General features: G+C 52.2%; 26 protein-coding genes and 4 tRNA genes. 20 read left to right on the top strand and 10 right to left on the bottom strand.

Annotated features, from left to right (window positions below; translation table 11 throughout):
- The 3 genes from HA050_RS12425 to HA050_RS12415 form a co-directional block, all read right to left on the bottom strand.
- Positions 1-1014 (bottom strand): COX15/CtaA family protein, encoded by a 1014-nt coding sequence (locus tag HA050_RS12425; RefSeq protein ID WP_240929061.1) that lies wholly within the window; start codon positions 1012-1014, stop codon positions 1-3.
- Between the two features lie 287 nt (positions 1015-1301).
- Positions 1302-1757: a hypothetical protein gene (locus tag HA050_RS12420; protein ID WP_166826538.1), complete on the bottom strand. Its 456-nt coding sequence runs from the start codon at positions 1755-1757 to the stop codon at positions 1302-1304.
- Positions 1754-2365 (bottom strand): SURF1 family protein, encoded by a 612-nt coding sequence (locus HA050_RS12415; protein ID WP_166826535.1) that lies wholly within the window; start codon positions 2363-2365, stop codon positions 1754-1756. Before HA050_RS12415 ends, HA050_RS12420 begins: the two co-directional genes overlap by 4 nt.
- Before the next feature lie 58 nt (positions 2366-2423).
- Here HA050_RS12415 and HA050_RS12410 point away from each other — a divergent pair, with 58 nt between their 5' ends.
- Positions 2424-2615, top strand: coding sequence for a twin transmembrane helix small protein (locus HA050_RS12410; RefSeq protein WP_099398448.1), 192 nt, complete (start codon positions 2424-2426; stop codon positions 2613-2615).
- Positions 2616-3074: 459 nt separating this feature from the next.
- Here HA050_RS12410 and HA050_RS12405 read toward each other — a convergent pair whose 3' ends face one another.
- From HA050_RS12405 to coxB, 6 genes are all read right to left on the bottom strand, one after another.
- Complete coding sequence (locus HA050_RS12405) at positions 3075-3941, bottom strand: cytochrome c oxidase subunit 3 (protein WP_166826532.1); 867 nt, start codon at positions 3939-3941, stop codon at positions 3075-3077.
- Positions 3942-3995: 54 nt separating this feature from the next.
- Positions 3996-4169, bottom strand: coding sequence for a DUF2970 domain-containing protein (locus HA050_RS12400; protein WP_166826529.1), 174 nt, complete (start codon positions 4167-4169; stop codon positions 3996-3998).
- Positions 4166-4678 (bottom strand): cytochrome c oxidase assembly protein, encoded by a 513-nt coding sequence (locus HA050_RS12395; protein ID WP_166826527.1) that lies wholly within the window; start codon positions 4676-4678, stop codon positions 4166-4168. Before HA050_RS12395 ends, HA050_RS12400 begins: the two co-directional genes overlap by 4 nt.
- A gap of 185 nt (positions 4679-4863) precedes the next feature.
- Positions 4864-4959: a cytochrome oxidase small assembly protein gene (locus HA050_RS22125; RefSeq protein ID WP_218586923.1), complete on the bottom strand. Its 96-nt coding sequence runs from the start codon at positions 4957-4959 to the stop codon at positions 4864-4866.
- Positions 4952-6601: a cytochrome c oxidase subunit I gene (gene ctaD / locus HA050_RS12390; RefSeq protein WP_166826524.1), complete on the bottom strand. Its 1650-nt coding sequence runs from the start codon at positions 6599-6601 to the stop codon at positions 4952-4954. Before ctaD ends, HA050_RS22125 begins: the two co-directional genes overlap by 8 nt.
- Positions 6602-6611: 10 nt before the next feature.
- On the bottom strand, positions 6612-7706 hold the full coding sequence (coxB, locus tag HA050_RS12385; protein ID WP_205836424.1) for a cytochrome c oxidase subunit II: 1095 nt from the start codon (positions 7704-7706) through the stop codon (positions 6612-6614).
- Positions 7707-8015: 309 nt separating this feature from the next.
- Between coxB and HA050_RS12380 the strand changes: the two genes are divergently transcribed.
- The 8 genes from HA050_RS12380 to HA050_RS12345 all read left to right on the top strand — a co-directional run bounded on the left by HA050_RS12380 (position 8016) and on the right by HA050_RS12345 (position 10750).
- Complete coding sequence (locus HA050_RS12380; RefSeq protein WP_166826521.1) at positions 8016-8780, top strand: DUF2189 domain-containing protein; 765 nt, start codon at positions 8016-8018, stop codon at positions 8778-8780.
- 131 nt (positions 8781-8911) lie between these two features.
- Positions 8912-8987: transfer RNA gene (locus tag HA050_RS12375), tRNA-Met, on the top strand.
- A gap of 41 nt (positions 8988-9028) precedes the next feature.
- Positions 9029-9104: transfer RNA gene (locus HA050_RS12370), tRNA-Met, on the top strand.
- Between the two features lie 23 nt (positions 9105-9127).
- Positions 9128-9203: transfer RNA gene (locus HA050_RS12365), tRNA-Met, on the top strand.
- A 26-nt stretch (positions 9204-9229) separates the two neighbouring features.
- A tRNA-Met gene (locus tag HA050_RS12360) sits at positions 9230-9305 on the top strand.
- Between the two features lie 119 nt (positions 9306-9424).
- Positions 9425-9679 carry a flagellar biosynthesis anti-sigma factor FlgM gene (flgM, locus tag HA050_RS12355; RefSeq protein WP_166826519.1) on the top strand — a complete coding sequence of 85 codons (255 nt, stop codon included), beginning with the start codon at positions 9425-9427 and terminating at the stop codon, positions 9677-9679.
- Complete coding sequence (flgN, locus tag HA050_RS12350; RefSeq protein ID WP_166826516.1) at positions 9676-10083, top strand: flagellar export chaperone FlgN; 408 nt, start codon at positions 9676-9678, stop codon at positions 10081-10083. Before flgM ends, flgN begins: the two co-directional genes overlap by 4 nt.
- Positions 10070-10750, top strand: a complete 681-nt coding sequence (locus HA050_RS12345; RefSeq protein ID WP_166826513.1) for a glycoside hydrolase family 73 protein — start codon at positions 10070-10072, stop codon at positions 10748-10750. The genes flgN and HA050_RS12345 overlap by 14 nt, the downstream gene beginning before the upstream one ends.
- Here the strand turns inward: HA050_RS12345 and HA050_RS12340 are convergent, their stop codons facing one another.
- A complete protein-coding gene (locus HA050_RS12340; protein ID WP_166826510.1) occupies positions 10751-11218 on the bottom strand; it encodes a flagella basal body P-ring formation protein FlgA in 468 nt (155 codons plus the stop codon).
- A gap of 279 nt (positions 11219-11497) precedes the next feature.
- On the opposite strand from HA050_RS12340, the gene flgB reads away from it, so the two are divergent.
- The 11 genes from flgB (at position 11498) to HA050_RS12285 (ending at position 21143) form a co-directional block, all read left to right on the top strand.
- The gene (flgB, locus tag HA050_RS12335; protein WP_166826507.1) at positions 11498-11860 is read left to right on the top strand and encodes a flagellar basal body rod protein FlgB; all 363 of its coding nucleotides are present in this window, start codon (positions 11498-11500) and stop codon (positions 11858-11860) included.
- Between the two features lie 3 nt (positions 11861-11863).
- Complete coding sequence (gene flgC, locus HA050_RS12330; RefSeq protein WP_166826504.1) at positions 11864-12256, top strand: flagellar basal body rod protein FlgC; 393 nt, start codon at positions 11864-11866, stop codon at positions 12254-12256.
- 56 nt (positions 12257-12312) lie between these two features.
- Entirely contained in the window at positions 12313-12969 is a 657-nt protein-coding gene (locus HA050_RS12325) for a flagellar hook capping FlgD N-terminal domain-containing protein (protein WP_166826501.1), read from the top strand.
- 13 nt (positions 12970-12982) lie between these two features.
- Positions 12983-14173: a flagellar hook protein FlgE gene (locus HA050_RS12320; protein ID WP_166826499.1), complete on the top strand. Its 1191-nt coding sequence runs from the start codon at positions 12983-12985 to the stop codon at positions 14171-14173.
- Positions 14174-14178: 5 nt separating this feature from the next.
- Complete coding sequence (locus HA050_RS12315; protein ID WP_166826496.1) at positions 14179-14907, top strand: flagellar basal body rod protein FlgF; 729 nt, start codon at positions 14179-14181, stop codon at positions 14905-14907.
- A gap of 416 nt (positions 14908-15323) precedes the next feature.
- The gene (gene flgG, locus HA050_RS12310; RefSeq protein WP_166826493.1) at positions 15324-16112 is read left to right on the top strand and encodes a flagellar basal-body rod protein FlgG; all 789 of its coding nucleotides are present in this window, start codon (positions 15324-15326) and stop codon (positions 16110-16112) included.
- Complete coding sequence (gene flgH / locus HA050_RS12305) at positions 16109-16762, top strand: flagellar basal body L-ring protein FlgH (RefSeq protein ID WP_166826490.1); 654 nt, start codon at positions 16109-16111, stop codon at positions 16760-16762. Before flgG ends, flgH begins: the two co-directional genes overlap by 4 nt.
- Before the next feature lie 413 nt (positions 16763-17175).
- Positions 17176-18258, top strand: a complete 1083-nt coding sequence (locus HA050_RS12300; RefSeq protein WP_166826487.1) for a flagellar basal body P-ring protein FlgI — start codon at positions 17176-17178, stop codon at positions 18256-18258.
- A complete protein-coding gene (locus HA050_RS12295) occupies positions 18258-18575 on the top strand; it encodes a rod-binding protein (protein ID WP_166826484.1) in 318 nt (105 codons plus the stop codon). The genes HA050_RS12300 and HA050_RS12295 overlap by 1 nt, the downstream gene beginning before the upstream one ends.
- A gap of 138 nt (positions 18576-18713) precedes the next feature.
- The gene (flgK, locus tag HA050_RS12290) at positions 18714-20093 is read left to right on the top strand and encodes a flagellar hook-associated protein FlgK (RefSeq protein WP_166826481.1); all 1380 of its coding nucleotides are present in this window, start codon (positions 18714-18716) and stop codon (positions 20091-20093) included.
- 153 nt (positions 20094-20246) lie between these two features.
- The gene (locus tag HA050_RS12285) at positions 20247-21143 is read left to right on the top strand and encodes a flagellin N-terminal helical domain-containing protein (protein ID WP_166826479.1); all 897 of its coding nucleotides are present in this window, start codon (positions 20247-20249) and stop codon (positions 21141-21143) included.
- The last annotated feature ends 86 nt before the right edge of the window (positions 21144-21229 follow it).

Below are 21229 nucleotides of genomic sequence, written 5' to 3'. Positions count from 1 at the left end.
TCAGGCTCCTGAGTGTTTAGGGGAAGCGGTGTTAAAGACGCTGCTTGTTGCTTGCTGATGAATGGGTAAAACCTGTGCTAATGCAGCAACCACCAGCATCAGCAAAATCGCCGCTCCGCCGTTATGCGCCACAGCCAGAGGCAGTGGTAAATCCAGCCAGACATTGCTGATGCCCAGCGAGATTTGCAGCAGCAGCGCCGCAGCAATCAGCCCTGCCCACTTGGGGCTGGCTTTGCGCAGCTGCCAGATCAGCACACTCAGGCAGGCCAGCAGCAGCACTGCACCCAGGCGGTGCAGCCAGTGGATGGCGGCTAAGTGATGAATCGTCAGCGCATCACCTCCGGCCGTCTGCCCTAGTTCGCGTATCGGCTGCATGGCTTCGCTTAAACCAGCAGGCGCGGCAAGGCTGCCCTGACATAAAGGGAAACCATTGCAGGCCAGCGCCGCATAATTAGTCGATACCCAGCCGCCCAGGGCAATTTGCAGCACGATGGCGATCAGGCTGATGATCAGGAGCGGACGCAGCTGGCCGGGCAGCTGAGGCGCTAAAGTGGCGCGAGCGCTCAGCCAGGTTAGCATCGCCAGCAGCGTCATGCCGCCCAGCAAGTGCGCCGTGACGACGACGGGCATCAGCTTCATGGTAACTGTCCACATTCCCAGCAGAGCCTGAAAAATAATCACGGCCAGTGGCAAAAGAATACTGATACGGCTGAGCTGCTGACGCTTTTGCCAGAGCAAGCAGCAAACCGCTAAGACTAATATCCCTAATCCGCCGGCAAAATAGCGGTGGATCATTTCTTTCCAGCCTTTGGCAGGCTCTATTTCGCCACTCATATCTCGGCCAAAGTTTGCACTGGCCCGGGCAATCTCATGTGCTTCATCCGGTGCGCCAAGTTGCCCGTAGCAGCCCGGCCAGTCCGGGCAGCCCAAACCCGCATCAGAAAGCCGCACATAAGCACCGAGCATCACCAGACAGAAAGTCCAGATCAGGGTAAGGCAGAGCAGTGGTTTCATTGAGTGGCTCCTGTAGGGCGGGTGAAACCCGCCATTTTCGTAATATTTATTGGCAAAGCACGGCGGGTATCGCCCCATACGGGCTAACCAAATGTTTTTTCATTAGCAAACAGCGAAAAACGCAATAACTACGCTCTTCGCATAGGGTTTTCAAATCCCCTTGAAACACGCCGGAGCGAGGAACAAGCGGGCGGGGTTTCGGCCAGGGAGCGAGGCAGCGAGCCAATCCCGCCTGCCGCCGACCCGATAGTCCGCAGCGCAGGGGCTTTTGGTTAGCGCATATGGCTTCAACCCATCGCTTTATTATTTTTCAAAACCTGCCCAATTTCTTTCAGTGCCTTGCGTCTGCCGTCGTCGTTAGAGAGTTGCTCTTTGGAATAGCGCAGTACGGCATTGCCGTGGGGGTCGATCAGGTAGAGGCCGCTATCGGGGGCGTGGCTGGGCAGGTAGGCGATATCGGCGTTATCAGAGGGGCAAAAGCTGGCACGCACAATCCGCTGGCTGGCTTCGCCCTGAGCCAGCCGCAGTTGCCCGGCAGCAAAAAGCAGCTTGCTGTGCACCTCGCTGCACGCGGCATCGGCAGCGGCTAACCGCCAGGGGCCGGGTGCTGCGATGGGGGTGGCGAGCAGCTCGCCAAAGCTATTGCCGCCAACCGGTCTCCACCACTGCCAAACGGCTTGTGCGGCTAATACGGGCAGCAGGGATAACATAAAGCAAGCGATGAGTACGGTGCGTCCTTTCATAGTTCTGTCTCCCTTTTAAAACGTCTCCAAAGAAAAATGCCTGCTAAGCACATTCCCCACCATGTGGCGGTATAGGCAAGGTGCCGTTCTGGCGGGATAGCGGGCTGGCTGTGTTGCACAATCAAACCATTTTTACTTTCTTGCATCAGCGCATAGGCAATGGGCTGGGGCAGCTTGCTCCATGCAGCAAAGCGCTCCGGATTGATATTCTGAAAAATGTGATCTGCTGGCAGGGTTTGGGCCAGCTCGATATAACGCGGCCATGCCTGAGTGCTGACGATGGGGCTGTAACCGGCTTGGGGGGGCTGGGTATCCGGCCACCAGCCACGGTTGACCAGTACGATGCTGTGATCACTCAGCTGAAAAGGGGTGATGACGTGATAGCCGATCTGCCCGGCTTCAATCCGGTGATCGAGGAGAATCTGGGCTTGTGGCAGCCATTGGCCGGTTAGTCTGAGTGGGCGAAATAAGGGGGGAGAGCCCCTGGCCCATTGCAGAGGTGCGAGTACTTCTTGTTTTGCCTGTTGTTCAATCAACAATTGTTTATTGTTTGCACGGCTGAGCTGCCACAGGCCCATGCAAAAAGTAATCAGGATAAGGATTGCCAAACAGATGAGCGCATATCGGCGACGTTGCGCTAAGATGGGAGTAGACGGAGGGTTTTCCATGAAAATTGTTGCCATCATCCTGCTCCTGGTTATCATCATCGCCCTCGGGCGGGCACTCTTACAGCTGGTTCGCGGCGGGCGATCCACGCAGGTGGTACGTGCTCTGACTCTGAGGGTGGGCTTGTCGATTGCTTTATTTGTTTTGTTATTGATTGCTTATGGGATGGGGTGGATACATCCCAATGCATGAGTGTTTTTTTTACGGCTCTTGTAGGGCGGGTGCAACCCGCCGTTTTTTTGTTCTAATCAAAATCTTTTTTAAGTGCCTACGGCACGTTGATTTTGGAGCGGTTGCCACCGCAGGGGCCTTCCTTTCTTGAACGGCCAAGAAACGAAGCCAAAGAAGGCCGCCCCGGCGTCTGCGCCCCGCTGCGCGGGGTTCCCTCTCTGCGGACAATCGGCATGGCGCGTCAATTCAACTCGCTTCGCTCAAACACGAATTGACGACTTCCCCATGCCGCTTGTTCCCCGATCGGCTGGTCTCAGGGGAGGGTAAAAGCCCCGTGCTACGATCAGCGATATAAATTTAAATGCTCAAGGGGGATTCCAAACCCAAACGATTTAACTCTGAGCTTGTTTTCCTCCGTGCAACTCCGTGTTCTCTGTGCCCTCTGTGGTTCAAGATTTTGGTTTGCTTGTTTGCTGCTTCTTATAACCAGTAAACAAACACAAATAAGATCAGCCACACCACGTCCACAAAGTGCCAGTACCAGGCGGCAGCTTCGAAGCCGAAGTGGTGTTCGGGGCTGAAGTGGCCTTTTGTGGAGCGCACCAGCATGGTAGAGAGCATGATGGTGCCAACCAGTACGTGCATGCCGTGAAAGCCGGTGAGCATGTAGAAGGTGGCGCCGTAAGCGCCGGAGCTCATTTTCAGGCCCAGCTCGGTCCAGCCGTGGTGGTATTCGATGGCTTGCAGCGTTAAAAATAAGCTGCCAAGCAGGACGGTAAGCAGCAGGCCAAGTTTGAGCTGGCCCCGCTTGTTTTCCATCAATCCCCAATGCGCCCAAGTGAGGGTTGCACCCGAGGTAAGGAGCAGTGCGGTATTGATGGCGGGCAGGCCAATCGCCGCCATAGGGGTATAAGGTGCGGCTGTGGGGCCGGTCAGGGCGGGCCAGCTTTCATGAAACCCTGACCAAAGCAGGGTATTGGTATCAGAAAAAAACCCCAGCTCAGGCACAGAAATGGTGCGGGTGTAAAAGAGCGCGCCAAAGAAGGCGGCAAAAAACATCACTTCAGAGAAAATAAACCAGCTCATTCCCCAGCGAAATGAGTAATCGACCTGCTGACCATAGCTGCCGCTTTGTGATTCTTTAACCACATCACCAAACCAGCCAAAAATCATCCAGATTAAGATGGCAAAGCCCAGCAGCAAAATCCAGCCTCCGGCTGGCACACTATTCATGGCAAAAGCAGCGCCCAACCCCATGCAGAATAAGGCGACAGAGCCGACGATGGGCCAGCGCGACGGGGCTGGCACATAGTAGTGTGCGTCGTGAATTCCGTTTTCTACATTCATTTTCAGCTCCATCAATTGTAGGGTGGGTGAGGCGGTTTCTTGCCGTAGCCCACCCTAAGTATTGGCAATCAATACCCGCACCAATAGAAATACGCCCAGCGCCAGGCACAGTGCTAAAAACAAACCCGCTGCAATGATCTGCTGAGGTTTCAGCTTGGCGTTCTCGGCATTTTTTCGGCTGCGTACGCCAAAAAAGGCGGCCAGTACCGTTTTAAGTGCTGCAATCATGATTTCAATTCCGGGTGCAGCGTGTAAGAGAGCGTGGCGGCACCAAGCTCTGCGGGTAATTCATTGGCGACCAATAACACTACGGTGACATCCCGCTGCTCATTAGGCGCTAAAGTCAGCGCATCAAAGCAAAAGCATTCCAGTTTTTGCAGCAAGCCCGCTGCCCTGGCAGGGGCAAAGCTGGGAATGGCGCGCACTTTGAGCGGCTGATTTGATAAATTGCTTAAACGAAACCTGGCCTTGATTAAGCCACCGGGCTTAGCTGCCATCACCGGATCAAGCGCCATCAGCGTGGCAGGCAGCTGATCTGCCACATTGGTATCAAATTCCACCCGGATCACTGCGGCATTTACATTGGCAAAATCGCTGTTCGCCCGGTCTATCCCCATTGCCTTACAAAGCGCGCCATAAAATGGCACCATCGCATAGCCAAAGCCAAACATCAGGCAGGCAATTACCAGCATCCGTATAGCGAGTTTGCGATTGGCTTGCTGGAGAGTGCTTTGCATTGCGGCCTTTTTATACTCGGGTAACTTATGTAAAACCCAAATCTTGAAACACGGAGTTATGCGGAGAAAACCAAGCCCTGAGAGGATGATCTGCCCAGTTTATTCGTGTGCAGGTGCAAGCTTGGTTTGTCCCGGTGTGCTCTCTTTGAAGGCGCTGCGTGTGCCCGCAGATTTCAGATTTGGCTCTACACGTCCATCAGCCAGCGCCGGATAATAATCCCCACAAAAAAGGCGGCGGCGATGCTGGCTGTGATCAGTGCGGTGCGCAGATTTTTACTCATGATGATCCTCCAGCAGGCCTTGGGCTTTCAGGCCTTTTTCGACAATTTCTAAAGAAGGCGGGGTTTCCCATGTGTGGTGTGGTGCTGGTGAGGGCACTTCCCACTCTAGTGTGTTAGCGCCTTCCCATGGTTTGGCTGGGGCTTTGCCCACGCCACCGCGAATGGTGTGAATCACATTAAATAAGAAGAAAATCTGCCCCAGGCCAAAGCAGAATGCGCCTACCGTAGCCATGGCATTAAAGTCGGTGAATTGCAGGGCGTAATCCGGAATACGGCGCGGCATACCGGCAAGGCCCAAAAAGTGCATGGGGAAGAAGGTCACATTGAACCAGATCATCGACCACCAGAAATGAAACTGCCCCCGTCCCTCGTGATACATATTGCCGGTCCATTTAGGCAGCCAGTAATAGGTGGCGGCAAACAGGGTAAATAAGGCACCGGCCACCAGCACATAGTGGAAATGCGCCACTACATAATAGGTGTCTTGCATCTGGGTATCGACCGGGGCAATCGCCAGAATCAGCCCTGAAAAACCACCAATGGTAAACAGGCAAACAAAGCCGATTGAAAATAGCATCGGGGTTTCAAAAGTCATACTGCCCTGCCACATAGTGGCAATCCAGTTAAAGACTTTGACCCCCGTTGGCACGGCAATCAGCATGGTGAGGAACATAAAAAACAGCTGGGTGCTGGCCGGCATGCCCACTGCAAACATATGGTGGCCCCATACCATAAACGACAGAATGGCGATCGAGCAGGTGGCGTAAACCATGGATACATAGCCAAACAGCGGTTTGCGGGCAAAGGTGGGGATGATCTGGCTGACCACACCAAAGGCGGGCAGGGCCATGATGTAAACCTCCGGATGCCCAAAAAACCAGAAAATATGCTGGAACAATACCGGGTCGCCGCCGCCAATCGCTTTAAAAAAATGCGTATCAAAGTGGCGGTCGGTCAGCAGCATCGTGACTGCGCCCGCCAGCACCGGAGCCACGGCAATTAATAGATAGGCCGTAATCAGCATGGTCCAGCCAAACAGCGGCATTTTCAGCATCGTCATTCCCGGTGCCCGCATATTCAGCACCGTGGTGACAATATTGATTGACCCCATAATGGATGACAGCCCTAAAAGGTGGATGGCAAAAATCGCCAGATCCATCCCCATGCCAGCCTGAATCGACAAAGGCGGATAAAGCGTCCAGCCGCCCGCTGCTGCGCCGCCAGGCACAAAGAATGAAATCATTAATAGTGCGGCAGCAGGCGGCAGCAGCCAGAAACTCCAGTTATTCATCCGGGCAAATGCCATATCCGGCGCGCCTATCATCAGCGGCAGCATCCAGTTAGCAAGGCCGGTAAAGGCAGGCATAATCGCGCCGAACACCATAATCACGCCATGTAGGGTGGTCAGCTGATTAAAGAACTCCGGTTGCCAGAATTGCAGTCCTGGCTGAAAAAGCTCGGCACGGATACACAGCGCCATAATGCCGCCGGTAATAAACATGCTGAAGGCAAACCACAGATAAAGCGTACCGATGTCTTTGTGATTGGTGGCATAAAACCAGCGCTGCACAAAGGAAACATGATGCTCCTCATGGGCGTGATCGTGGGCTGGGGTATGGAGCGCGTCGTGTGCAGTAGTCATGGGTTTATTCTCACTTTCTGGCGGCTTTAACGTCGGCGGGGAATAAGGCATCGCCTGCGGTGTTGCCAAAACTATTGCGCTCGTAAGTGATGACTGCCGCAATTTCGGTGTTTGAAAGCGCATTCCAGGCAGGCATTGCGTTTTTGCCAGCCAATACAATGGCCAGGTGACCTGCAATCGGGCCAGTGGCGATTTTGGATCCGGCCAGCGATGGGTAAGGGCCTGCACCTTTACCGTCTGCTTTATGACAGGCCACGCAATTGCCTTCATAAACCGTCCGGCCACGCGCGATCAGCTCATCTTTGGTCCATTTTTTATTAGGATCGTCGGCAGCGGCTTTGGCTTCGGCTTGTTTCTTGCCTACCCAATCCTGAAATTCTTTATCGGTAACGACTTTTACAACGATGGGCATAAAACCATGGTCTTTGCCGCAAAGCTCCGAGCATTGGCCACGAAAGGTGCCGGTGTTTTCTGCTTTAAACCATGTGTCGCGAATAAAGCCGGGAATAGCGTCTTGTTTTACGCCAAATGCAGGCATCGCCCAGGAGTGGATCACATCGTTGCTGGTGGTCAGGATGCGTACTTTTTTGCCTACAGGCACTACCAGCGGCTCGTCTACTTCTAAAAGGTAATGCTCGCCTTTCGCACTGCCTTTGCCTTGGTATTCATCAATTTGCTTACGGTCTGTGGTGAGGCGGCTTTTAAAATCCACGCCATGGTCCAGGTATTTGTAACCCCAGAACCATTGATAGCCCGTGGCTTTAATGGTGATTTCTGAATCCCGTGTGTCTTTTTGCGCTATGACTACCCGCGCAGCAGGCCAGGCCATCGCAACCAGAATAAGGGCTGGAATAATGGTCCAGAGAATCTCAACCGTGGTGTTTTCATGGAAGGGTTTGGCTGCGTGGCCCAGAGATTTACGGTGTTTTAATATTGAGTAAAACATCACTCCAAACACCAGCACAAAAATCACCAGAATGACCCACATAAGCAAGGTGTGCAGATTTGTGATGTCGTGGGCGATTGCAGATTGAGCTGGCTGGAAGTTCATGCTTCCTGCTTGTGCGGCAGCAGGCAGCATTAAAGCCAATGCAAGTATTCGCATTACTCACCTCCCGGGGTGTAGCGCCTTCCTCTTGACTGACAGGGACGGTCGCAAATTTAATCTTTATCAATACAAGCTAGCAGGAGTTTCGATATATGCAAGTCAGCTTCGATATTTAAATTCTTACACGTACCTGATTTTTTGCCGTCTGTCTGGACGTTGCTATGTCCTTTTGTATGTGTACTAAAAATCAGATTGATCACAGGTTGTTGTGATCAGCGGCTTTTTAGCCACCACAGGGACGGAGCAAAGTTCGAAGATACGAACCTCCTCCTGACAATAGATCTGTACCATCCCAGGAGGAAGACCATGAGTATTCATATGGACGTGCTGGATCAGCATTTCACGCTCCCTAAAACCCGAGAAGTTGCAGCAAACAGCCCGGTGGTCTGGTTGCAAAAAGGCTGGCAGGATTTATGGGCCCATCCTGGGCCAAGCCTGATGTACGGCGTGCTTGTTACTCTTATTGGCGCTTTGGTTCTCTCTCTTGCTGTAAATCATCCTTATTTGTTTACTACCTCGATTACAGGCTTTTTATTGCTGGCCCCATTAGGTGCGGCGGGCATTTACGAGCTTACCTCTGAGCGTGAGGAGGGCAGGCCAACTTCTTTTGTGCAGTCAATTCGCGATTTGCTGGCTAATTTGGGGCAGCTTGGCTTTCTTGGCCTGGCTCTGGCCATGGTGGCTATTGCTTGGGAGCGCTTCTCGGCCATTTTATTTGCCGTGTTTTACGGCGGACAGGATGTGAGCCTGGTCAGCTATATCAGCTCTTTAACGGGTGAGTTTTTACCGTTCACACTGGCTTGGACTCTGGCTGGTTTTCTGCTGGCTTTTTTGGTATTTGGTCTGACCGCTGTTTCTATCCCCATGCTGGCAGACAGAGAAGTCGACAGCATTACGGCAATGATGACCAGCCTGCGGGTCACATCTGAAAACCGGGTTGTGATGATTCAGTGGGCTGCTTTGATTGTTTTGCTGACGGCTGTCGGCTTTATCACGGTAGTAGGGCTGGTGGTGATTTTCCCTCTTCTTGGACATGCCACTTGGTATGCCTATAAGGATTTGGTTGAGTAAGTCGTTGATTAACAGGGCCCTGTGATTTGTGTGTTACAGGGCTCAATAGATTTTATTTATTAGTCTTTAGTTTTTAGTATTCCTTATGTATTGACACAGCTGACAAGCTCTTGTATAGTTCGCCCCTCTGTCGCGGGGTGGAGCAGTTGGCAGCTCGTCGGGCTCATAACCCGAAGGTCACAGGTTCGAGTCCTGTCCCCGCAACCAGAAATGCATTGTCAGAGTTACTTTTGAAGTAACGCACCCGTCGCGGGGTGGAGCAGTTGGCAGCTCGTCGGGCTCATAACCCGAAGGTCACAGGTTCGAGTCCTGTCCCCGCAACCAGCAGCACTCTGGCAAATACCCGTCGCGGGGTGGAGCAGTTGGCAGCTCGTCGGGCTCATAACCCGAAGGTCATAGGTTCGAGTCCTATCCCCGCAACCAGTTATGCATTTGCAGCAAATACCCGTCGCGGGGTGGAGCAGTTGGCAGCTCGTCGGGCTCATAACCCGAAGGTCACAGGTTCGAGTCCTGTCCCCGCAACCAAAAATTTAAAAAAGCCGCTATTCAATCGAATAGCGGCTTTTTTGTATGTGGCTTCGATTTAAGATTTTCTTCGTTTGTGTCGCTTATCTATTGAGTGCTGATCAGGTATTAAAATAACTATGCGTATTAACTCTAAGCTAAGCGAAGCCATTATCACTTCTTCTCCTGCAAGCCCGGTGGCTAAGCCATCTGCAGCTAAAGCAACAGATGCAACTTCTGTTCTTGGTGCAGCAAAACAAGCACTGCAAGCCGGGCCGGAGATTGATATGGCCAAGGTGCAGGAAATCCGTAATGCCTTGTTGCGTGGCGAGATTAATTTTGATGCAGATAAAGTAGCAGGGCTGATGCAAAAATATCATGGCGGGCTTGCTTGAATACCCTGATCCGGCAATTTGCCACTGATTTGCAAAGCGATATAAAAGCCTATCAGGATTTAATAGTTCTGCTTGATGAGCAGTTTTCTGCCTCTGTGCAGCAGCAGACCGCACAATTAAGTCATGTATTAGAGCAAATAAGCGGGCAGCTTGCCGTTATAGAAGTGCGCCGCGAGCGCCGCAGCCAAATGATTCAAACCAGTAAAGCCGCCGATTGTGAAGCCTTGATGGCTTTATTTCCCGCTGCTTTGCAACAAGCCTGCTTATCCAAATGGCAGCAGTTAGGCACATTATTACGCCAGGCCAAGCAATTAAATCAGCGCAACGGCGAATTTATATTATCCCAGCAAGAAATCATGCAAAGAGTCTTGTTTGGTGAGCAGGATATTTATGATCCAGTTTGATCAAATTGGCTATTTACCTTCACCACGCTCAGATTCTCCCCGCCCTCAGGGTGATGGATCTGCATTTTCAGCGCTCTTTGCACAAACCCGTTCTGAAGTGAATCACTTTATTGAGGAGGGCAGCAGCCTGGCTATGCCGCTCAGTCCGGAAGGCTTTGCGCTTAGAAATGCCACCCATTCGCTGCCTTCCGGGGCAATGGATGCAGACAAACACGCTTTTATTGAGCAAATGCAGCCCTATGCCCGGGAAGCTTCGGCAAAGCTGGGCGTGGCGAGTGATATTTTGCTGGCTCATGCGGCTTTGGAGTCGGGCTGGGGTAAGGCGCCGGTTACAAAAGCCAATGGGCAGAATGCATTTAATTTATTTGGGATTAAAGCGGCAGCAGGCTGGCGTGGTGAGCATGCCACGGTGCTGACGACTGAATTTGAAAATGGCGCGTCGGTTAAAAAGATGGATCATTTTCGCGCTTATGTCGATTACCGCAGCGCCTTTCAGGATTACACCGCATTTTTTAGCGAGAGCAAGCGCTTTCGTCCGGCGCTGGGCACAGGCAACAGCGCCGAAGCTTTTGCCAGCGCGTTGGCTAAAGGTGGCTATGCCACTGATCCCGCTTATGCGGAGAAGCTGCTTAAAGTGGTGGATGCAGTCAGATCTTTAAGGCCCTAATCAGAGCGGTGAGACTTCTTGCTCAGAGTTCACAATGGCACGTAATTTTTTGCCACTGCGTTTGTTCCTCACCCAAATCACTTCACCCAAGCGGCCGCTTTCCTCAGCGATTACGCTGCTGCGAATCTCTATTTGCTCTGCCCGCGCAATTAACTCCAATACATCCCCTTTTTTGACGAGATACCCTGTCGCCTGGGGCTGGCTTACAATTTGTTTGGCAGCTTTGCTGGTGTATACACGCAGAGGAGCTGATGCTTCAGGCCGGTACATGGCCCTTGCCAGATAGAGTACATTCCATTTTTTGCCTGTTGTGCAGCTTACGTTGATTTTTAGCAATGCAGAATCTTCACCCTGAAAGGCCTTCAGATTTGGTGTTGATTCGCAAGGGGGGATTAAGCTGATATCCCGTGGAGGGATAATAGAGACTGTCAGAAAAATCTCACGGTTAAATTGCTTTTTGGCGGCCATTTCAAAGTAATTTTGTGCGAAATTTTTTACATTTTCTTCTAACTGAGTATTTCTCACTTCAGATGAATATACATAAGTATTTGAAAAAATTAGATAAAATATGACAGTTTGGAATTTTGTCCGTGCATTTTTCACTTAAATATCAGCATAGTAGAATATTAGCGGGTAATTATACCCTGTACGGTTTCCAAGGGAATATTTACCATCCGCGCTCGCCTTTTACACGTATGAAAGGTGGATAAGTATTCTGAGCAGGAAAAAAGTAAAGGGAAAATATCAATGGGTGTTCATTTCGATAAGGCTTTGAATATGCATCCTGAAGCCTTACGGTTGCGTGCAGAGCGCACACAGGTATTGGCTGCAAATATTGCAAATGAAAACACACCGGGCTTTCAGGCTCGTGATTTCAGTTTTCGTGAGCGTTTAGACAGCGCTTTGGCGACAGAAGCGGGGGAGCCGGGCGGCCTGGGAGATAGCGATGAGTTGCTGTATCGCGCGCCAAATCATCCCAGCCGCGATGGAAACACGGTTGAACTGGGTGTTGAGCAGGCCGAGTTTTCGCAAAACGTATCTGATTTTCAAATCAGCCTTGCCTTCGTCAATATGAAGATAAAAGGGCTGGCCAAGGCGATCTCGGGATAAACCATGTCTTTTAGAAATATTGCGCAAATTGCCGGATCGGCAATGACGGCACAAACCACCCGCCTGAATACCATTGCCAGCAATCTGGCCAATGCAGAATCCGCTTCGGGTAATGAAGCCACCACCTATCACGCCAGAAAGCCGGTTTTTTCTGCACTCAGTGGTGGCAAAGTGCAGGTTCTGGATGTCGTTGAAAGCACCGAGCCGCTGCGTAAAGCCCACGAGCCCAGCCACCCGCTGGCCGATAGCGAAGGCAATGTTTTTTACCCCAATGTAAGCCCTGTAGCTGAAATGACCGACATGATGTCGGCTTCGCGCGCCTTTCAAACCAATGTGGAAGTCTTATCGCGGGTAAAGGCGATGCAGCAGGATTTATTAAAAATGGGCGAGGCTTAAGCCCGCATTTTATTTTCTTCAAGGCCAAAGCCGCCTTGCAAATATAAGCACAAGCCATGTCGATTGCCTTTTCTCCCGCTCAGCAAAATACCAACCCGCAGCAGCAAGTAAACCCGCTTGAACCGGCTGCCGGGCAAGGTGACGGTAATTTCTTTATGACTTTGCTCGTCGCGCAAATCAAAAACCAAAACCCGCTGGAGCCATCCGATCCCAGCCAGTTTGTGAATCAGTTAGTTCAGCTTAATCAAATGGATAACTCCAAAAAGATGTTGGGCGAATTAAAAGCGAATTCGCAAATGATGCGCGATTTGCAGGTGCTGACTCTGGGTAATCATGTGGGCTCTGCTGTGGCGGTTAATGGCGGCGCAATTACCTTGGGTAAAGACGCAGTATCAGGGCAGTTTTCTTTAGAAAGCCCGGCTAAAAAAGTGTCTTTAGTGATTACCGGGGCTGATCAGCAGCGTACTGTGGTCGATTTGGGCAGTAAGCCGGTTGGGGATGTGGCGTTTAATTTTGACCCAAAAAAACTGGGTTTACAGCCAGGTTCCTATTCGCTTTCGGTAGAAACAGATAGCCAGGAAAAAGCGGCTGTAGAAGTATTTGGTGTGATTAAGAGCGTTAATTTAAGTAATGGTTTGCCCATGGTGACTATTGCAGGTTTGGGCGATTTTCCAGTGGCGGCGATTTCAAAGCTAAAAGGCCATTCTGCGTAAAAAGGATTGAATTATGAGTTTTGAAATTGCGCTGTCAGGCATTAATGCCGTTAATAATCAATTGGGCAGTATTAGTAATAATATTGCTAATTCAAGCACTTACGGCTTTAAATCGGGCCGGGCTAATTTTTCATCGGCCTATGCAGGCTCGCAGGCGATTGGGGTAGAAACCTCATCGCATACGCAAAATATCGCTAAGGGCGGTGGTTTACTGACTACCGGCCGCGCGCTGGACGCTGCTATTCAGGGCAACGGGTTTTTTGTTACCAAAGACCCGAGTGGCGGCATGGCCTATACCCGTGTAGGGATTTTTGATAAAGACAAAGACGGCTATATGGTGGATAGCTTTGGCCGCCGTGCTCAGGGCTATGCGCCTGTTGGTAATGGTGGCGGAGCAGCGATGGGCGCTATTGGCGATATTAAAGTGCCAGTAGGGCAAGTGCCAGCCAAGGCCACCGATAAGCTGCAATTTACCGGCAATTTATCGGCCGACTGGCCAACCCCGGCGACTGCAACGTTTAATAAAGACGACGCCACCTCGTTTAATGCCTCTATGGTTTCCACCGTGTATGACTCGCTGGGCACCAAGCACAATCTGACCCAGTATTTTGTCAAAGGGCCAGCAGGGGTAACGGCACATTACTCCTTTGATGGCACAACGATTGCCGCCACCAATACCCTGAGTTTTGATGCCAACGGTAAATTAAGCAGCCCGACAGCACCTGTCACGCTGGCTTTGGGTACACCTGCTAATGCTTCGCCGCTCTCGATTAACCTTGATTACGCAGGTACATCGCGCTTTGCTGGTGAAGTAACCAACACAGTAAACAGCGCCAATGGCTATGCCTCCGGCGCGCTCACCGGTGTGGTGATCGAAGAAAACGGTGAAGTGATGGCTAAATACAGTAATGGCCAGAAACAAAGCGCCGGCACCCTGGCGCTGGCTACCTTCCCGAATGAAAGCGCCTTACAGCAAATCTCTAATACCAGCTGGGCAGAAACAGCAGGCACAGGTACGGCGCTGTATTCCGCGCCTGGCAGCGGCATGACCGGCAAGCTGACCGCTGGCGCACTGGAGCAATCTAATGTGGATATGACCGGTGAGCTGGTTAATCTGATGACGGCTCAGCGTAATTACCAGGCCAATACCAAGGTGATTTCTACCGAAAATCAAGTCATTCAAGCCCTGATGCAGGCGCTGTAAGCACTATGGATGCATTGATCTACACGGTAATGAGCGGCGCAGACCGCACCCTGCGTGCACAGCAAATCCACGCCAATAACCTGGCCAATGCTGAAACAACGGGGTTCAGGGCGGATATCGAGCTGGCCAGCGCACAAGCCGTGCCGGGCTTTGGTTACGACGCCCGCCATATGGCGCAGCTGCAAGCCAGCGCGGTGGATAATCGTGCCGGAATCGTCACGGCGACAGGCCGCTCCTTAGATGTGGCACTAAAAGGCGACGGCTATCTGGCGGTGGAATACGCAGGTGGTGAAGCCTATACCCGCGGCGGCAATTTAAATGTGGATAGTCAGGGCGCGCTCACAATCAATGGTCGTGCGGTTTTGGGGGAGGGCGGTGCTATTACTCTGCCCGTTTTTGCTCAGGTTTCGATTAGCGACGACGGTACGATTTCTGTGCTGCCACAGGGTGAAACAGGCGCTTTGCAAGAAGCTGGCAAGCTGAAACTGGTTCGCCCCACTGCCAGTGAGCTGACAAAAAATGAGGCAGGTTTAGTGGTTAGCCGCTCTGGCCAGCCCCTGCCGGTGGACGACGCTGTGCAAGTTCTGGGTGGCCATTTAGAGCGCAGCAATGTATCGGCAGTCGAAGAAATGATCGCCACCATGACGCTGACTCGCAGCTTTGAAGTGCAAATGAAAATGTTTAAATCTGCCGACGATATGGCCGATGCGGGGAATCGTTTGATTCGTGGGTAGTGATGGGGAGTTGTAAGGCGGGTGAAACTCCATGTGAGTTAAAACTCTATGCCCACGCTCTCGGCACGGGGCTTAAGTCCCCCTGAAGCACGCCGAAGCGAGGAACAAGCGGGGCGGGGTAGTCGTCAATTCGTGTTTGAGCGAAGCGAGTTGACACAACGCCACTGTCCGCTGTGAGGGGCCTTCGTGCATTTGTGGTTGCGGCTTCGCTTCCTTTCTTGGCCGCGCAAGAAAGGAAGGTCCAGCGGGACGCCCGCACCAAAATTAACGTGCTGAAGGCACAAATAAAAAAGTCTTTTGACTTTGCTTAGCGCATATGGGGCGAAACCCGCGAGCAATGCTGAAAAATACGCGGGTTTCACCCGCCCTACGACGTATTAATTGAATTAATAAAACACCCTGATAAGGACTATTTTATGAATCCAGCAATGTGGATCAGCAAGACCGGTATTCAGGCGCAAGACGCTAAGTTGAATGCGATCGCTAATAATCTGGCCAACGTGAACACGGTTGGTTTTAAGCGCGATCGTATGGTGTTTGAAGATCTGTTTTATCAGGTAGAGCGCCAGCCAGGCGCTAAAGTTGATCAGAATAATGCCTCGCCATCTGGCGTGCAGCTGGGTAACGGTACTCGTTTGGCCGGTACGCAAAAAGTATTTACCACCGGCTCGGTGATGACATCCAGCCAGCCGCTGGATGTCGCCATTATGGGCAGTGGCTTTTTGCAGGTGGAAATGGCCAATGGTGAAACGGGCTATACCCGCGCTGGCCAGTTGCAGCTCAATTCTGAAGGCCGGATTGTCAACGCGCAGGGCGTGCCACTTACTCCTGAAATCACGATTCCTAAAGACGCTGCCTCGGTGACGATTGCTGAAAATGGCCTTGTTTCGGTCTCCATGGCTGGCAGTGCCGCGCCGCAGGAAGTGGGCCAGATTACCCTGGCAAATTTTGTAAACCCAACGGGTTTACTGGCTTTGGGCAGCAATTTATTTCAGGAAACCGCTGCCAGCGGTGCACCCACTTTAGGCAACCCAGGAGAAAACTCGCTTGGTAAGCTTAGGCAAGGCTCGCTGGAAGGCTCCAATGTGCAAGTAGTGGAAGAAATGGTCGATATGATCTCCGCCCAGCGCACTTACGAGATGAATACCAAAGTGCTTTCAGCTGCCGACAATATGATGCAATACCTGGCGCAGTCGGTAAGATGAAACCTGTCTTTTTGATGCTGCTGCTCTGCCTGCTGAGCGCATGCGTAAGCAACCCCATGGCCGAAGCGCCAGAGCAGGACCCGCCTGTGCCGGTGATGATTCCGCCTGCTGCCAAGGCTAAATCGGGTGGCGTGTTTACGGCCGAAACGGCCAGTTCCTGGCTGGCCGACAGCCGTGCGTTTCGTGCTGGGGATGTGCTGACGGTGGTGTTGCAGGAAACCACGCAGGCCAGCAAAAAGGCCGGTACCAATTTTGATAAAAGCAGTGGCGTCGATATTAAGCCAACGATTCTGGGCGCATCCAGCTATGCCACCAATGTGGGGGTGCAAGCCAAGCGCGATTTTGCTGGGTCTTCATCCAGCACCCAGCAAAATATGTTGAGTGGTGCAATCACCGTGGTGGTCGAAAAAGTGCTGCCTAATGGCTTGTTGCTGATTCGTGGTGAAAAACAACTCTCGCTCAATCAGGGTGAAGAATCGATCCGCCTGGTGGGCTATGTGCGCAGCGATGATATCGACAGCGACAACCGCGTGATGTCACCGCGTGTTGCCAATGCCAGAATCAGCTATTCGGGCAAGGGTGTGCTCAATGATGTGAATACAGCGGGCTGGCTGACGCGATTATTTAACAGCCCGTGGATGCCGTTTTGAGTTTGTGGGGAGGGCGTGTTTTACCCTCCCTTTGTAAGTAGTTTTAGTGCCTTCGGCACATTAATTTTGGTGCGGGTGCCCCCGCGGGGGCGTTCTTTTCTTGACGGCCAAGAAAAGAACCAAAAGAAGGCCGCCCCTAAAACACGAATGCCCCTCGCTGCGGACAATCGAGGTGGCGTCAATTCAACTCGCTTCGCTCAAACACGAATTGACGATTGCCCCACCCAGCTTGTTCCTCGCTCGGCGTGTTTTCAGGGGGGCAAAAAGCCCCATGCATGCAGTGTGGGTTTTATTTATTCTTGTGCTGGGTTTTTTATGGCGGGTGTAACCCTCCGCCTGTTGCCTCTAATGCCAAAGTATGGCTGGTTACCCCAGCCCTAAGGGCTGTACATCGTTGTTTTGAAGTGGAATCTATGAAGTTTAAACATCTGTTTTGGCTCTGCCTGTTGCTGCAAACGGCCTCTGCTCAGGAATTGCGTACTTTGGTCAGTGTGGAAGGGATTCGCGAGAATCAGCTGATGGGTTACGGCGTGGTTGTGGGCTTGAATGGCACGGGGGATAACTCGCAGGTGAAGTTTGCCGGGCAGTCGGTGGCTAATTTGCTGCGCCAGTTTGGCATTAAGCAGACGGGTGAAACCAAGGTTAAGAATGTGGCCGCTGTGGTGGTGAATGCGGTTCTGCCTTCGGGTTATCACAAGGGGCAGACGGTAGATATCACCGTTTCATCACTCGGCGATGCTAAAAGCTTGCGTGGTGGGGTATTGCTGCTTACGCCTCTCAAGGCCGCCGATGGCGAGGTGTATGCCCTGGCGCAGGGCAATGTGGTGATTACGGGTTTGTCGGCGCAGGGCAGCAGTGGCTCCAGTGTCACCGTGAATACGCCGACTTCAGGGCGGATTCCGAACGGGGCTAGTGTAGAGCGCGAGATTGAGAGTGATTTTGACACCCGGCCAACGGTCACGCTCAGTTTAAAGCGGCCTAGTTTTCAAAATGCCACGCAAATTGTCGCTGCAGTAAACCGCAGCTTTGGCAAAATCGCCAGCACCAAGAATGCCACCAATATCGAGATTATTGCCCCAAGCGACCCAAGCGAGCGGGTGGCTTTTGTTGCCAGGCTGGAGTCCTTAAATATTACAGCCGCCGCCGAAGTGCCGCGTGTGGTGTTTAATTCCCGTACCGGTACAGTGGTGATCAGCCAGGGCGTGACGGTGAGAGCCGCTGCTGTTTCGCATGGCTCACTAAGAATTGTGATTTCCGAGGCGCCCGCAGTCAGCCAGCCGGGTGCGTTTAGCAATGGCACTACCACCACCGTGCCCCGCTCTAAAGTGGACGTGCGCGAAGGCTCGGGCCAGATGTTCCGCTGGCCACCGGGGGCGAGCTTAAAAACAATTATCGATACGATAAACAGCACGGGTGCGTCGCCGGACGACATTATGGCGATCTTGCAGGCGCTGGATCAGGCGGGGGCTCTGGATGGCGAGCTGGTGGTGATTTGATGAATCCTGTTTCCAGCCCGGCGATTCAGCTTGAAGCAGGGGCTGATCCCCTGCAAGCGCCTGTCTCTGAGAATGCGGCTTATCGTAAAAAAGCAGAAACGGCGGCGGTGCAGTTCGAAAGCTTTTTTATCCAGGATATGCTCAAGCAAATGCGTAAAGCCACGCGCGAAATGAGCAGTGAAGACAGTATTTTTAAAAATACCATCAATAGCGATATGCTCGATTTTGCCGATCAGGCCGTGGCTGCAGAGCTGGCCAAACAACGGGTATTTGGCGTAGCCAATGCCATTATGACGCAGCTGCTGCCGGATAAATGACCTGGCTTGGCCTGTAAGCGGCCATATTAGTAAATATTCTGCTTAATAAAAACGCCAATCGTGTCGCCTTAGAACAGAGTGCGCTGCGTGTTGCCGGCGCATTTGCCACACTTTTTTTACTCCTGAATAAGCCCCCCGATGCGCATGATGCAAAATGCGCTGGCCGGAGCGCTGGCTGCACAAGCCGCGCTCAATGCCGCCAGCCAAAATATTTCTAATGTAATGACTCCTGGCTATTCGCGTCAGGGCGTGATTTTATCCGCCATTGCCCCATCGGCGGGCGACCCGCATAGCGCGGGCTCGGGCGTGGATATCCAATCGATTCGCCGTTTTAATGATCAGTATCGCAGCCTGCAAATGTGGCAGGCATCGGCCAATATGGGCGAAAGCGCGGCTAAACAGGGTTACTTAACCCAGCTGGAACAGGTGATGAGCGCATCTGGCAGCAGCATTAGTGGCGGGCTGGATAAATTTTATGCCGCTTTGGGCGCGGCCAGCGTAGAGCCCAGCTCACTGGCGCTGCGCCAGAGCGTGATTACCGAAGCGGGCGCAATGGCACAGCGTTTTAATAATTTAAACCGCGTATTAAGCGCCCAGCATGCCTCGGTTAACGAGCAGCGTACGGCTTTGGTGGCGCAGGTAAATTCCCTGGGCGGATCGATTGCCCGCCTGAATAAAGAAATTGTTGCGGCCACCGCTACCGGCGTAAATCCATCTGGCTTACTGGATGAGCGTGATCGCAAAATTGATCAGCTTAGCGGCCTGGTGGATGTGCGCGTGGTCAATCAAAACGATGGATCCATCTCGGTGACCTTACGCGCAGGCCAGCCCCTGGTGGTGGGTGATAGTGCATCGGTGATGAGTACCGAAGCGCAGCTTGATGGCAGCCAGCTGATTAAATTGTCTTTTGCTCAGGAAAAATTCACACTGAACGGCGCAAGTATCGGCAGCCAGTTGGGTGGCTTAAATGAATATGAGAAAAACAGCTTAAAACCCATGGAAGACGCCATCCGCACCCTGGCAAGTGAAGTTGCCGGGCGGATTAACGGCCAGCTTGCTGCCGGTTTTGATTTAACAGGTCAACCGGGCAAGCCGCTGTTTGTATTTGATGCGAACAATCCACAAGGCATGCTCAAACTGCGCCCCGGCATTGTGGCGGAAGATTTGGCCTTTGCCAGTGAAGCCAGCAAGCCTGGCGGCAGCGGCAATTTACAAAAGTTGATTGATATTCAAAGCCAGGCGCTTACGGTGGCGGGCCTTGGCACTGTGACGCTGAGCGACGCCTATGCCCAGCTATTAGGTCGTCTGGCCTCTGAAAGCCAGCAGAACCAATCATCCCTTGCCACGGCCAAGGTGGTGCGCAATCAATCCGAGCAGGATTGGAAAAGCACCAGCGGCGTAAATCGTGATGAAGAAGCGATGAATATCATTGAGTACCAGAAAATGTATCAGGCCAATATGAAGGTGATTGCAATTGCTAATCAGCTGTTCGACAGCACCCTGGCCTCTTTTGGCTAATTTATTGCCAGGCGTCTTTGCCGCACAGGCGGGAGTCCCGTTGCTGGATTCCTGATAAAAACACCCGGGGATGACGGAAGTGTTTAGTTGCTAAGCAGTTGTGCGTGATGTCCTCAGATCTGGGCGGCGCAATATTTGATTGACGGAGTTTTTATGCGTATCGCCAGTACCCAGTTACAAACAACCATGAATGAATCTTTGCAATCGGCTTCGGGCAATATGGCCGAGCTGCTGCAAAAAATGTCATCGGGTAAGCGTTATTTACTTCCTTCAGAAGACCCGATTTCCAGCGTGCGTTTGCTGCGGTTAGAGCGTGAAGAAGCCGCAATCACCCAGTACACCAGCAATATCGGCGCGCTGCGCTCGCGCTTATCTATGAACGAATCTTATCTGGATGGTATGACGCAGGATCTGATGCAGGCGCGTGTGCTGCTCCTTGGCGCGGACGATACGGTCTCTAAAGAAGATGTAAAAGACATCGCTGCCAGCCTGGTCAGCCTGAGGGACAGCCTGTATTTCACGAGCAATACCAGGGATCAGGAAGGGCATTATTATTTCTCTGGCACAGCCAGCTCTACGGCTACTTTGGGCCTGGATAACACAGCCGCAGCGGGCAGCCGCTATACCGCTCTGGGCAATAGTGATCAGCAGTTAGTGGTGGTGGGCAATGGCGTAACACAGGCTTCAAATGTGGCATTGCCAGAAATGGCGGCGTTATTAAACCAGCTTGATCTGGCCATTACTGCGCTGCAAAATCCACCCGCCACAGGCTATCGCCCGGCAGTAGAGCAGGGTATTAACGGGATTGATGTGGCACTCAGAAGTGTGGGCAGCAAGATCGCCAATCTGGGCGGCGCGCAAAATAATATGCAGATGATGGAAGACAATCACGCCAATGTCAGCTTATCGAATCAGCAATCGGCACGCTTATTAGGCAGCCTCGATTATGGTGAAGCGATGATTTCGATGGATAGCTATAAGCTGGCTTTACAAGCTTCGCAAAAGGCATATGGCAAGATCAGCAGCCTGACTTTATTTGACGCGATTTAAATGAAGCAGGACGCGCAGAGATGAAGTCGTTGCGCTCCAGCCTGGCAAGCATGACTTATATACTGTTGTGGGCGTTTGGGCATTTT

Origin of the sequence: Iodobacter violaceini (assembly GCF_011601265.1) — a bacterium.
Lineage (GTDB): Bacteria > Pseudomonadota > Gammaproteobacteria > Burkholderiales > Chitinibacteraceae > Iodobacter > Iodobacter violaceini.
This window is presented reverse-complemented; position numbering and strand designations above follow the sequence as displayed.